Origin of the sequence: Desulforhopalus sp. (assembly GCA_030247675.1) — a bacterium.
In the GTDB taxonomy this organism is placed as follows: domain Bacteria; phylum Desulfobacterota; class Desulfobulbia; order Desulfobulbales; family Desulfocapsaceae; genus Desulforhopalus_A.
On record JAOTRX010000008.1, the window covers coordinates 35,125 to 47,659 of the forward strand.

Consider the following 12,535-nt stretch of genomic DNA (forward strand, 5'->3'; position numbering starts at 1 on the left):
ATATATCACCATGTTAGTTATTTCTAATTGTTGCATGCAAAACCCTGTCCCGATCGGCATAGTCGACGAGTATGTCAACTTTTTCAAAAGCTGGAGATCCATCGAACTCTTCGGCAAAAAGTAAACGTACCTCTTCACCCTGATCCGCACCGATTTCCATAAATAACTGTCCCCCGGGGCACATAAACTGGGATACATCCCGGCGTATTCTCCGGATAATATCCATCCCTCCGTCACCCCCATCAAGGGCAAGCCTCGGTTCATGTTCGGCAACTTCGGGCTCAAGGGTATGCTCTATATCAAAGCTGCTCACATAGGGCGGATTCGACACTATGAGAGAAAACTGTCGATTATGTGAAAAAGCTGAGAAAAGATCGGCCTGCACCATCGCAACTCGCGCCAATAGATTGTGGCGCTGCAAATTACTTCGTGTCACCGCAAGTGCCGCACGGGAGAGATCGACAGCAAACACATCCTCACCAGTTTCTCTTGCAAGGACCGTGGCAATGACACCGCTGCCGCAGCAAAGATCAAGGAGGTGACCACGCCTAAGGTTCTGTGGATTAACGAGTGCTAGCACCCGATCGAGGAGAAACTCGGTTTCGGGTCTGGGAATAAGGACTGCCGGGGTAACAAGAAATTGCATTGACCAAAATTCTTGTTCTTTAAGTATATATGCGACCGGCTCTCGTTGCTTCCGGCGATTTATAAGGTCAATATATCGTGCTTCATCCTCAACCGGTACCTCTGTTTGACCAAGAAGAAACAGCTCAGTTCGTGTTTTTGCCAAACAGGCCTCAAGGAGAAGCCGAGCTTCAAGCTGAGATTCCGCTACACCCGCCTTTTCTAGCTGTAACGCAGCGGATTCAAGGAGTTCAACAAGACGCATAGGACCGGAACAAGCCTCAATACAAAAAGAATAATTATTGTATGCCCTTGAGTTTTTCCGCTTGGTCGTGGGCAATCAATGGAAAAATGACGTCTTCGATTTTTCCGCTAATTATCGAGTCAAGTTTATAGAGGGTAAGGTTGATGCGATGGTCAGTCATCCGCCCCTGTGGGAAGTTATAGGTGCGAATTCTTTCACTTCTATCGCCGCTACCGACCTGACTCTTTCGATCCATGGAAATTTTATCATGCCGCTCCCGTTCCATTTGATCAAGCAAGCGTGCCCGAAGGACAACAAGCGCCTTTGCCTTGTTTTTATGCTGCGACTTTTCATCCTGACAAATAACGACAAGACCTGTTGGCAGATGGGTAACCCGGACAGCGGAATCGGTGGTATTTACCGATTGGCCACCCGGACCGGAGGAGCGGAAGACATCAAACTTCAACTCATTCATATCGATATTCAACTCTACTTCATCGACCTCAGGCAAAATTGCCACGGTAACCGCCGAGGTGTGTATTCGGCCTTGAGTTTCCGTTTCGGGAACTCGTTGCACGCGGTGCACACCGCTTTCATACTTCAGTTTTGAATAGACCTGTTCACCACTGATCAGGGCAATGATCTCCTTAAAACCGCCGATACCGATGGGATTCGAACTCATGACCTCAACCCGCCAGCCCATATTTTCGGCAAAGCGACTGTACATCCTGAACAAATCCCCGGCAAAAAGGGCCGCCTCATCTCCACCTGTTCCTGCTCTGATCTCAAGAAAGATGTTTTTGTCATCGTTTGGATCTTTTGGGAGAAGAATTATCTTCATCTCTTGATCAAGTTGCTTTTCCTTCTCTGCCAACACGTCTAGCTCCAGCTTGGCAAGCTCCCGCATCTCTTGATCTTCCGACTCATCAAATAGGATTGCTTTGTTTTCTTGAATTTCCTGCTGGACCTTCATGTACTCGCGGTACTTGGCATTGAGTTTTGCCAAATGGGAATGCTCACGAACAACCTTTTGATACTCCTTTTGGTTGTTTACCAGCTGCGGATCGGACAACCGGCCTTCAAGGTCAGAAATCTTGTCGTCGAGGTCAGCAAATCTTTCAAACATAGCCGTATAAACCGCGAAAAGAAAAAAGAAAAAAGTCCACAACCATGACGAGCATCGTTGTGGACCTCAAGAGAAAAATGGCTGGTCGGAGGAAACTACCGACAGAGAAAGAAGAGCCGATCAGGACTTGCCTTTGTCTAACTTGGCATAATGTTGAGCATAGCGCTGTTTAAACTTCTCTATACGTCCCGCTGAATCGATAAGTTTCTGTTTTCCGGTGAAAAAGGGATGACAGGCAGAACAAATCTCCACTCTCATCTCTTTCATGATCGACCCCAATTCCACTTGGTTGCCACAAGCGCAAACCGCGTTAATGGTGTGATACTCTGGATGAATTCCTTCTTTCATGACCTCTAGTCCTCCAACACCTCTGTGGGTGAGCAAATATTAATAGTAAAGAAAAATTTTAACACAAGAGAGACATATTACCCAAATAGCGATTTTTTTCAACAAAAAATGGCTATCACCAGCTGCTGATACGCGCTTATCCGTTCATGGAATCAAGAAAATCGGCATTGGTTTTCTGCAGCTTCAATTTATCTATCAAAAAATCCATACAATCTGCTGGATTCATTGAGTTGAGAAGTTTGCGCAGTATCCATATCCGATTAAGGGCCTCAGGTTTGATCAACAGATCCTCTTTCCGCGTACCCGAGCGCTTAAGGTCAATCGCCGGAAAAATGCGCTTATCGGCCATCTTGCGGTCAAGAATCAATTCCATATTGCCGGTACCTTTAAACTCCTCAAAGATAACCTCATCCATCCGACTGCCGGTCTCAATAAGAGCCGTGGCGAGAATTGTTAAGCTTCCACCTTCCTCGATATTCCTCGCTGCGCCAAAGAAACGTTTGGGGCGATGCAAGGCATTGGCCTCAACACCACCCGACAATATTTTGCCGCTGGCCGGGGTAACAGTATTATAAGCCCTTGCAAGCCGGGTGATTGAATCAAGAAGGATCACCACATCTTTTTTATGCTCAACCAGTCGTTTCGCCTTCTCAATTACCATTTCAGCCACCTGAATATGCCGTTGCGGCGGCTCATCAAATGTCGAGCTGACGACCTCCGCAGTCTTGACACTTCTCGTCATTTCGGTGACTTCTTCCGGTCGCTCATCAATCAACAAAACAATGAGATACACTTCCTTGTGATTGCGAACAATAGAGTTGGCAATTTTCTGCATAAGAACTGTTTTTCCGGTGCGCGGTGGAGCCACAATCAGTCCTCTTTGCCCCTTGCCGATTGGTGCAAACATATCCATAATCCGCATGGATATGTTGTCCGGCTGCCACTCCAAGGTAAACGCTTCATTGGGATGCAGCGGTGTCAGGTTGCCAAATAACGTCTTCTGCTTTGCCGCCTCGGGCGGATCAAAATTGACACTGTCTACCTTTAGTAAGGCAAAGTATCTTTCTCCTTCTTTGGGGGCACGAACCAATCCTTCTACGGTATCGCCGGTACGGAGATTCAACCTGCGTATTTGCGAAGGAGAAACGTATATGTCATCAGGGCCAGGAAGATAGTTGTAATCGGGAGCTCTCAGAAAACCAAAACCATCGGGAAGAATTTCCAGGACACCATTGCCACGCATCTTCCCATCTTTATCGGATTGGGCTTTAAGAATTGCAAAAATGAGCTCCTGTTTTCGTAGTGCGCTATAGCCCTCGACCTTTAATGATCGGCCTAGCTGCACCAATTCACCGATTTTCATCAGTTTGAGTTCCGCCAGATTCATTAATCTACTTCTCCTTTCTGGAATTATGGGCAGGATAACGAGAAAACACCGCGGACGCCAAGAATGTCGTCAGGCTACGCGCCATGGCATCGGTGTGTATACAAATTTGCTGTCAAGACTAAACATTGCAGGAAACGCCTGGGTAAGATCCACGGCCACGATAATCAAATTATGACTTCGATACGACCTACTACGTGCTGTGTGTCTACCAGATATTATCTATAGAATGGGATAAATGACCAGATCTGCTACGAATCAAACGTTTGACATCTGCGGACGGCCCGAGAACGTTCTTCCGGAAGATACTATCACAGCGGTATGTAACAAACAGGATTCAAAGAAATGATTCGGTAAAGACAGGGATTGAGTTTTCAAATCATCGCTTCCCTTATACGTATTCACGCTTCCACTGTCAAGCTTTTTAGCCTGTCACGGAGACATTCCTAAGCATTTTTCTTGGCTATGAGTTTTTTCCCGAGCCAAGCAATCTGCTGGACAGTACTAACAAAAGTTCCGCCATTATCAATAACAAAATGGGCCGCCGCAAGTTTTTCCGCCAGGGGTAACTGAGTAGCAAAGACCCTGTAAATCTCATCCACGGTCATTCCATCCCTGAGCGACACGCGCTGCACGCAAAGAACCTCAGGAACATATACAACCACCCAGACGGCAAAATCATGCTGCCACCCTACTTCAAAAAGAAGCGGCACCTCCACCACCAGATCGCGTTCAACCTCACGGCAATGTGTGTATCGATCCGCCACCTGTTTTCGAACAAGAGGATGAAGAATCGCCTCAAGTTGCTCTTTCACTCCACTATCGGAAAAGACAGCCTGCCGAAGAAGCATTCTGTTCAGGGTACCATCGACATTGAGATATCGCGTGCCGAACACTTGTAGAAATCGCTCGAAGCCGGGATTTCCAGGCTGCATCTGTTGCCGGCAAAGTTCGTCGGTATCTATATGCTCAGCTGCCATCGCGACAGCGAGGATACGACCGGCCGTACTTTTGCCCGATCCCAGCCCACCAGTCACGGCAATATTCATTTCATTGTTGCCCCTATTGTCTGATTGCCCCTGAGCTCTTCCAAACAAAATGTAAAATCAGGCCAAAGCTCGGCCCTATGGTCTAACAGCTGACCATTTACGGGATGATAAAAAACCAGTCTCGATGCGTGGAGGAGCTGCCGTGGAAAGGCACTGTTATTACGGTTACCGCCATAAACTCCATCACCGGCGACAGGACAGCCGAGACTTGCCATATGAACTCGAATTTGATGCGTTCTACCGGTTTCTATAACCAGCTTAACAAGGCTGAATTTTGACGAAAATTCTTCCAAAACCTGCCAGTTGCTAACGGCATATCTGCCACTACTCTCGTTGATTGCCATCTTTTGGCGATGAACCGGATGTCGACCAATAGGCGCGACCATTCTCCCGCTCTTTTCTTTGAGTGTTCCATGAAGAATTGCTAGATACTCTTTGGTAATTCGCCGGTTTTTGAAGTCATCCACCAACTTGCGATGGACAGAATCTTGTTTGGCAACAAGCATAATTCCAGACGTATCCTTATCCAACCTGTGAACAATACCGGGCCTCAGGCCATCACCTATCGCTGCAATCGACTCGCAGTAATGAACCAGACCATTGACAAGGGTCCCCTCTGAATTGCCACTTCCCGGATGCACAACAATTCCAGGAGGTTTTGAGATAATCAGAAAGAATTCGTCCTCGAATATAATGGAAAAATCAACAGGTTGCGGAATAATGCCAGGCATTTCCTGTTGCTCAATAGCTCCACTGACAATCTCTCCTTCTTTGAGGCGATAACTCGCCTTGCGGCACATCGCATCGACAAGGATACTCCCGTTACGAATTGAACTGGAAAAAACCGACCTTGAGAGCGAAGGATTGGTCAGAGCAAGAAATTGGTCAAGGCGCATTCCAGCATCTGATGCTTCGATTGTTATTTGAAAGGAATTGCCCAGGGGCGATGCAGGTTCCCGGCCTGGAATTTCACATTCCATATTGACTACTTCTAAAGGCAAAAATGAAGAACTGAGTCCGCTACAGCAAGTAGTCTATGAAAAAAGTGCATCGATGGTCTTGCTGACAGCAGCTTCCTCGGTATCCTGCGCTAATGATAGCTCTTTGACGAGAAGGTTTTTTGCGGTATCAAGCATTTTTCTTTCGCCATAACTTAAATCCTTATCAACACTGAGGAGGAAGAGATCTCTTAACACAACGGCAACTTCATGGACTGAACCGGTTTTAATTTTCTCCATATAATCACGATATCGCCTGTTCCACGTCTGGGTACCCAATGCGACAGATCGATCCGCCAATATATCGAAGACATTACTCACCTCACTCTTCCCGACAATGGCACGCAACCCAACGTTTTTACTGCTCGCGGTGGGTATCATAATTCTCATGCTGTTATCAAGAATTTCCAAAATATAGAAAGATTGGTCAATTCCACCGATTTTCTTCGTTTCGACGGCCTTAATTACACCAACACCATGAGCTGGATAGACAGCCATATCACCTTCAGAAAACACAGGTTTCTCCTTTTAACAAAGCGCCTTGCATAAGGCCAAACACAATAATAGCTGAAATACAAGACACTGCAAAAGCTTTACCGAACAAGGGAACGCACCGGATTGTAAAGAAGTTTTTCTTCATTCCGGCTGTAATTGATATTTTTGCTGCAGCGGGTGATACTGATCCATCAGTATTTTCAAGCACTGTACACTTTTACTATAACCTATTCTAAGAATAATTGCCTTATTTTTTCCCAACGATCCATTCCAGCACAGATATACACACATCCAAGGATTGGAATGAACAAAAGAATTTAAGCATCTAAGATTTCACTTTAACGCATTCAGAAGCCCCATCGCCAAATCGGCCTTTTCCTGAAAGAATAGCGCCACACCTTCTTCAATCGTAGAATATCTGATACTTATAAATGCCATTTCAGTTTCACTGAAGTCACTGAGCACATATCTCTCTACCGGGATCTCCAAAGGCACATCCCCCTTGCCGGGCCTTCCTATGCCAACCTTCAAACGATAAAAATCCTTTGTTCCTAGACATTCAACCAGAGACTTTATACCGTTATGGCCGCCAGTACCTCCACCTTTTACGAGCTTAATGCGTCCACAAGTCATATCAAGATCGTCATGAATCACCAACAAACGGTCAGGCGACAATTTAAAGAACCGGTAATATTGGGCTACCGCTCTACCGCTCAGATTCATAAAAGTATTTGGTTTAACGAGATGAATCTTTTTCCCGCTCATTTGTAAACTTGTTGAGAAGGCATTCCATTTTTCCTGAAATATTGTACTCCCCAACCTCGTAGCAAGTTCATTAATTACCTGAAACCCGACATTGTGCCGGTTAAATCTGTACTGTTCTCCAGGATTGCCAAGTCCGGCTACCAAATAGTCATTTCCTTCCATAAAGATTCTCTTCTAATAAATAAAAAAAGGTTCGAAAAAGAAACCTTTTCCGAACCTTTCATACTCCACCTCTATTGGGGAGCAACTTACTCTCAGTTAAAAATTACTGAGCGTGTTATCTGCAAATACTATTCATGACACCATATCAGGCAGCAGCCTTCTGTCCAGGCTTCAAAATGCTGACAGCAAGGGACTCTGCATCTGTTACCATTCTCACATTTGCGGGAACGGCTATTTCACCGCATTTGATGTTTTCACCAATACCAAGAGGACTAACATCTACAAGGCATTCATCTGGGATATCAAGCGGTTTTCCTTCGAGAACGACCTTGTCATGGTTTATGATCATGTCCCCCCCAAGATCGACTCCCTTAGCTACTCCGTTAAAGATGACCGGTACCGTGAACGACCTTTCCTTTTGAAGGTCAATTTCACAGAAGTCAACATGAATCAAGGTGTCACGAACAGGATCGGTCTGCACCTCACCGACCATCACACACTTGTCTGAAGCCCCGTCAATTTTCAATGTGACTACAGTATTCTTCCTATAGAACTCAAGGAGTTTTGCCATCAGCGACTTGGTCTCAAGCTGTAATTTCAGAGCCTCTCCACCACCACCATATACAACTGCGGGTGTAATACCCTTCAAACGAAGCTGCCGCATGGGTCCCTTCCCAGAAGCATTTCTTACAGATGCGGACATTTCAACCTGATACATAGATCCTCCTTTGCCAGACAGTCGTTATTTACTCGCTTGAGAAGCGACTGAGCAGAATATTATAACTAGCTATATTATATAAATATCAATTAAACAAACTATCCAAATCAAACAAACAACGAACTGACGGAATCTTCATTGTGGATCCTGCTAATCGCCTCCGCAAGCAACCGGGAAACCGACAGGACCTTAATTTTCTCGCACTTTAACGCTTCCCCTCGAAGGGGTATTGAATTGGTTACGACGAGCGATTTTAAACGCGAGGCATTGATTCTTTCGATTGCCGGGCCGGACAGCACCGGATGCGAGCAACACGCATGAACCTCTTTTGCGCCATTCTCCATAAGGGTTTCTGCGCCTGCACAAAGAGTTCCGGCTGTATCGACCATGTCGTCCATCAAAATTGCAGTCTTTCCACGGACATCGCCGATTACGTGCATTGCCTGGCATTCGTTGGGTTTATCTCGGCGCTTATCGATAATCGCCAAACCGGAATCCAATCTTTTGGCAAAAGCCCGGGTTCTCTCGACCCCGCCGGCGTCCGGAGAAACCATAATGACATCTTCGCCAAAGTTTTGTTTGATATATTTGAGAATCACCGGAGCCGCGAAAAGATGATCAACGGGAATATTAAAAAAACCTTGGATTTGTCCGGCATGCAGATCCATACACAGTACACGGCGAACTCCAACGGCCATAAACATCTCGGCTACGACCTTGGCTGAAATGGGGACACGCGGAGCATTCTTCCGATCCTGACGTGCATATCCGTAGTAAGGGACTACGGCGGTAATCCTTCTTGCCGATGCGCGACGCAGCGCATCAACCATGATCACCAACTCCATCAGATGATCATTAACCGGAGTGCATGTGGGCTGGATCAGAAAGACATCAGTGCCCCGGACATTTTCTTTTAGCTCAACAAAAATTTCTCCGTCACTGAACTTACGCAGATCTGCCTTGCTCAGTGGAATATTCAAATGGCCAGCAATTTCTTCCGCCAATTGCCTGTGGGCATTGCCTGAGAAAATTTTTAAGTCTCGTACCATGTTTTATGCACTCGGGGATAACCGGATACCGTATGTTAGTGATGGCTGGGGCGGAAGGATTCGAACCTACGGATGCCGGGATCAAAACCCGGTGCCTTACCGCTTGGCGACGCCCCAGTGCACGCTCTTAACAAATATACTCTCTCACCGTATTCCTGACGCAACCCACCAACAATACGTTCAAAATCTGGACAACTCGACGAACTGGAATCTGGATAAATCCCGAACACCGTCGGCCCACTCCCGGACATCAACACCTTCGATGCCCCTGCTGCCAAGAGAGCCCCTTTGATTCGATCAATTTCCGGATACTTTGCACATGTCACCTGCTCAAGATCGTTGTACATCTCCGACAGGGACAAGGAAACAGTTTCGTGCTTTTGAAAGCATGACAGCTTAGAGTTTTTCGAAAGTCTTGTCAATATTAAATTTTGAAAAACCCAGGATGTCGACACGAAAATATTGGGATTAACCAATATAAAAGAGCAATCATCGATGGAGGGAACAGGATGCAGTATGTCTCCAATACCCCGAGCAAATACAGCATCATAGTCAACTGCAAAAAACGGCACATCGGCGCCCAGAGAGCGGGCAAGATCCACCAGACTCTCGTCACTGAACTCATTATTAAAGATGGAGTTCAACCCGCGCAAAACCGTGCCGGCATCGCTACTCCCCCCACCAAGACCGGCTGCAACCGGTATCTTTTTTTTCAAATGGATTCTGACCCCGCAATTTTTCCCTTTCTCGCTTGCTGCAAAATAGGCTTTCGCGGCACGCACTGCCAGATTGGTCTCATCAGCTGGGACGTGAAGACTGGAGCAAGAAAACACAACCTCACCAGCCTCACCCGGAAGTATCTCCATGGTGACGGTATCAAATAGCTGCAGTTTCTGCATCCAGGTCTCTAGATCATGGTAGCCATCAGGCCTTCGGCCAACAACACGGAGAAACAGGTTTATTTTCGCGGGGGCCTGGAGCGTAATTGTACGAGTCTGGGAGACCATTGGCTGCAGCTATTTTCTTACTACTTTGACAAAGCGAATCTTGATGTCATAAAGAATATTTTTCAGCAGCTCTGCCTCATCCGGGGTCAAATTCCCTTTTGTCTTGTCCTGAATCAGCATCAATGTATCTATCGCATGCCTGGCAAGATCTGGTTCAATCACCCTCTTTCCAGTTTGCGGATCAGCGATTTCGCCGAGATGATACAGCGCTGACGTATTGAGAGACATTACAAACGCTGGAAATGTTACCTCCGGCATTACGCATCTCCCCTCCTTGTTGGGAACTTTTCCCTCTCCGCACCCACACTCACTTCCCACCATCTTATCAGCATCGCTCATAATTCGTATTCCTTGTCACGTCACTTACATCTTCGATTGCCTGAAGTAACTTCTTCTAAAAGATCTTCAACAGAACGCCCCTACAAAGGAAAATTATTCAAGCCCAACAACACATTAGCTTTGTTCCTTTCTCAGCGCCAAAACCAAGAGGCAGCACAGCGAAACTATGCTGCCGAGATATAAAGCTGAGTTGGACGACTAGTCTGCTCCAACGAAACTTATATCCTCTCAGTATAACATCAAAACTGCTTTTCAATTCTTGGTACAACCTTTAAACGGTCGTCAGATCAAGAATCTGGGCGTTGTTAATGTTCGCCAAGGCCTTAACCTTAAGCAGCAACTCCCTGGAAACAAGCTCATCGGTACTAAGAAGAATGATATTTTGATTGCTTTTTTCCTCACGGCCTACCGTCATACGGGAGATATTCGCTCCACCAGCTCCCAAGGTAGTACCCAATGCGCCAATTACCCCGGGAACGTCATTATTGTAGACCAGCAGCATAGGTCCGGAGATCATCGCTTCCAGCCGGAAGGAATTCAGCCTGACAAGCCGGGGCTCATTGCGCCCGAATACCGTGCCAATCAGGGTATTCTCACCTTCCTTGGTTGTTACCTTGATCGTCAGGGTGTTGATAAAATCATCGGATCTGTCGCTCTTCGACTCAATTACCCGAATACCACGATCCCTGGCAATAATCGGCGCATTGACATAATTCACCGCATCTTTAAGGATTGGTGAGAAAAGCCCTTTTAGAAATGCAACAGTAATGGGATTGGTATTCATCTCAGCCAAGGCACCGCTGTACTCAATGTTTACCTCCGCCACGCCACCTTTGGCGATTTGCATATGGAGACAACCGAGTTTCTCACCCAAGGTGAGATACGGCCCAACCTGAGCCAGAACATCGTCACTTACCGACGGAACGTTGACGGCATTGGTCACCGACCCCTTAAGCAAATAGTCAGCAATCTGTTCGGCAATAATCAGTGCCACGTTTTCTTGCGCTTCATTTGTTGAAGCACCAAGATGAGGAGTACAAATAAAATTATCCAACCCGAGCAGGGGACAGTTTTCCAAATTCGTCGGCTCTTTTGCAAAGACATCAAGAGCAGCCCCGGCAATCTTCTTATTTACCAATGCGTCATAAAGGGCTGCTTCATCGCAGACTCCCCCGCGAGCACAGTCAATGAACATGGCCTCAGGCTTCATGTTCTCGAAAAATTCGGTAGAAACAACGTTCTTCGTTTCTTGAGTCAGAGGTACATGCACAGAGATATAATCAGAACGCTTTGCCAGATCAACCAAACTCACCAGTTCAACACCGATCTTTTCGGCCATCTCTTTCGGCATATGGGGATCATAGGCGATAGTTTTCATTCGCAAGCCCTGGGCACGACTTGCCGCTATCGAGCCAATCCTGCCAATACCAATAACGCCGAAGGTTTTGCCGGTTATCTCCCGGCCCATGAATTTTTTCTTTTCCCACTTCCCTTCCTTCATCGATTTACAGGCTTGCGGAATGTTACGAGACAAAGACATCATCATGGAAATCGCGTGTTCCGCCGCGGTCGTTGCATTGCCGTCAGGGGCGTTCATCACCACGATGCCCTTCTGGCTCGCGGCAGGAATATCAACATTGTCAAGACCAATACCGGCTCGACCGACTACCTTCAGTTTATGGGCAGCCTCAAGAATATCGGCAGTGACACGAGTGGCGCTGCGAATCGCCAATCCATCGTAATCACCAATAATTTTCTTCAATTCTTCCGGGGCCAAACCGGTTTTCACATCAACTTCCAGACCGGCTTTTTTCATAACGTCTATCCCGATCTGAGACAAATTGTCACTCACAAGCACTTTCATTTCATTTCCCCCGTAAAATTCATTGCGACAGCTCCTCGCACTTCTCAGGTGCTCCCCTTCCAGGGGAATACACCAACCGCCCTCTCATTGCCCTCTATAGAGAAAAACAAGCAACAACTTCTCAATAATAAATGAAAAACTATACAAACTTCCCCATCATTGAACAACCAAAAAATCTGCATTTACCAGCCTTCCCAAGGGACTTATTGACCCCATTCGGCAAATCTTTTACTTATTTACTCAAAAGCGTCAGCACGGTTTTTGAAGCATTTTTTGCAAGGGGGATTGCCCGCTTACCCATGGCAGAAGAAACCTCAACAGCAATAATGTTGTGCATTTAGCTGGAAGAAGATATATAACTGC

The 12,535-nt window shown here is 46.5% G+C and carries 14 protein-coding genes and 1 tRNA gene; 2 read left to right on the plus strand and 13 right to left on the minus strand.

Features of this window, described 5'->3' with window-relative positions; translation table 11 throughout:
- Positions 1–13: 13 nt before the first annotated feature.
- The 11 genes from prmC to OEL83_16385 all read right to left on the minus strand — a co-directional run bounded on the left by prmC (position 14) and on the right by OEL83_16385 (position 9,079).
- Complete coding sequence (gene prmC, locus OEL83_16335) at positions 14–889, minus strand: peptide chain release factor N(5)-glutamine methyltransferase (protein ID MDK9708612.1); 876 nt, start codon at positions 887–889, stop codon at positions 14–16.
- Positions 890–923: 34 nt separating this feature from the next.
- Entirely contained in the window at positions 924–1,994 is a 1,071-nt protein-coding gene (gene prfA, locus OEL83_16340; GenBank protein ID MDK9708613.1) for a peptide chain release factor 1, read from the minus strand.
- Between the two features lie 120 nt (positions 1,995–2,114).
- Positions 2,115–2,342, minus strand: coding sequence for a 50S ribosomal protein L31 (gene rpmE / locus OEL83_16345; GenBank protein ID MDK9708614.1), 228 nt, complete (start codon positions 2,340–2,342; stop codon positions 2,115–2,117).
- Between the two features lie 136 nt (positions 2,343–2,478).
- Positions 2,479–3,729, minus strand: a complete 1,251-nt coding sequence (gene rho / locus OEL83_16350) for a transcription termination factor Rho (protein MDK9708615.1) — start codon at positions 3,727–3,729, stop codon at positions 2,479–2,481.
- 443 nt (positions 3,730–4,172) lie between these two features.
- Positions 4,173–4,775 (minus strand): dephospho-CoA kinase, encoded by a 603-nt coding sequence (gene coaE, locus OEL83_16355; GenBank protein MDK9708616.1) that lies wholly within the window; start codon positions 4,773–4,775, stop codon positions 4,173–4,175.
- Entirely contained in the window at positions 4,772–5,755 is a 984-nt protein-coding gene (locus OEL83_16360; GenBank protein ID MDK9708617.1) for an RluA family pseudouridine synthase, read from the minus strand. Before OEL83_16360 ends, coaE begins: the two co-directional genes overlap by 4 nt.
- Positions 5,756–5,809: 54 nt before the next feature.
- Positions 5,810–6,289 (minus strand): CarD family transcriptional regulator, encoded by a 480-nt coding sequence (locus OEL83_16365; GenBank protein ID MDK9708618.1) that lies wholly within the window; start codon positions 6,287–6,289, stop codon positions 5,810–5,812.
- A gap of 312 nt (positions 6,290–6,601) precedes the next feature.
- A complete protein-coding gene (pth, locus tag OEL83_16370) occupies positions 6,602–7,195 on the minus strand; it encodes an aminoacyl-tRNA hydrolase (GenBank protein MDK9708619.1) in 594 nt (197 codons plus the stop codon).
- Positions 7,196–7,340: 145 nt separating this feature from the next.
- Complete coding sequence (locus OEL83_16375) at positions 7,341–7,913, minus strand: 50S ribosomal protein L25 (protein ID MDK9708620.1); 573 nt, start codon at positions 7,911–7,913, stop codon at positions 7,341–7,343.
- A 107-nt stretch (positions 7,914–8,020) separates the two neighbouring features.
- The gene (locus tag OEL83_16380; GenBank protein ID MDK9708621.1) at positions 8,021–8,962 is read right to left on the minus strand and encodes a ribose-phosphate pyrophosphokinase; all 942 of its coding nucleotides are present in this window, start codon (positions 8,960–8,962) and stop codon (positions 8,021–8,023) included.
- A gap of 42 nt (positions 8,963–9,004) precedes the next feature.
- Positions 9,005–9,079: transfer RNA gene (locus OEL83_16385), tRNA-Gln, on the minus strand.
- Between the two features lie 392 nt (positions 9,080–9,471).
- Here OEL83_16385 and OEL83_16390 point away from each other — a divergent pair.
- Positions 9,472–9,846 (plus strand): hypothetical protein, encoded by a 375-nt coding sequence (locus tag OEL83_16390; GenBank protein ID MDK9708622.1) that lies wholly within the window; start codon positions 9,472–9,474, stop codon positions 9,844–9,846.
- Between the two features lie 132 nt (positions 9,847–9,978).
- Here OEL83_16390 and OEL83_16395 read toward each other — a convergent pair whose 3' ends face one another.
- Both OEL83_16395 and serA read right to left on the minus strand, forming a co-directional pair.
- Entirely contained in the window at positions 9,979–10,308 is a 330-nt protein-coding gene (locus OEL83_16395; protein ID MDK9708623.1) for a DUF1844 domain-containing protein, read from the minus strand.
- Positions 10,309–10,579: 271 nt separating this feature from the next.
- A complete protein-coding gene (serA, locus tag OEL83_16400; protein ID MDK9708624.1) occupies positions 10,580–12,172 on the minus strand; it encodes a phosphoglycerate dehydrogenase in 1,593 nt (530 codons plus the stop codon).
- Positions 12,173–12,303: 131 nt separating this feature from the next.
- Here serA and OEL83_16405 point away from each other — a divergent pair, with 131 nt between their 5' ends.
- Positions 12,304–12,513: a hypothetical protein gene (locus tag OEL83_16405; protein ID MDK9708625.1), complete on the plus strand. Its 210-nt coding sequence runs from the start codon at positions 12,304–12,306 to the stop codon at positions 12,511–12,513.
- Positions 12,514–12,535: the final 22 nt, after the last annotated feature.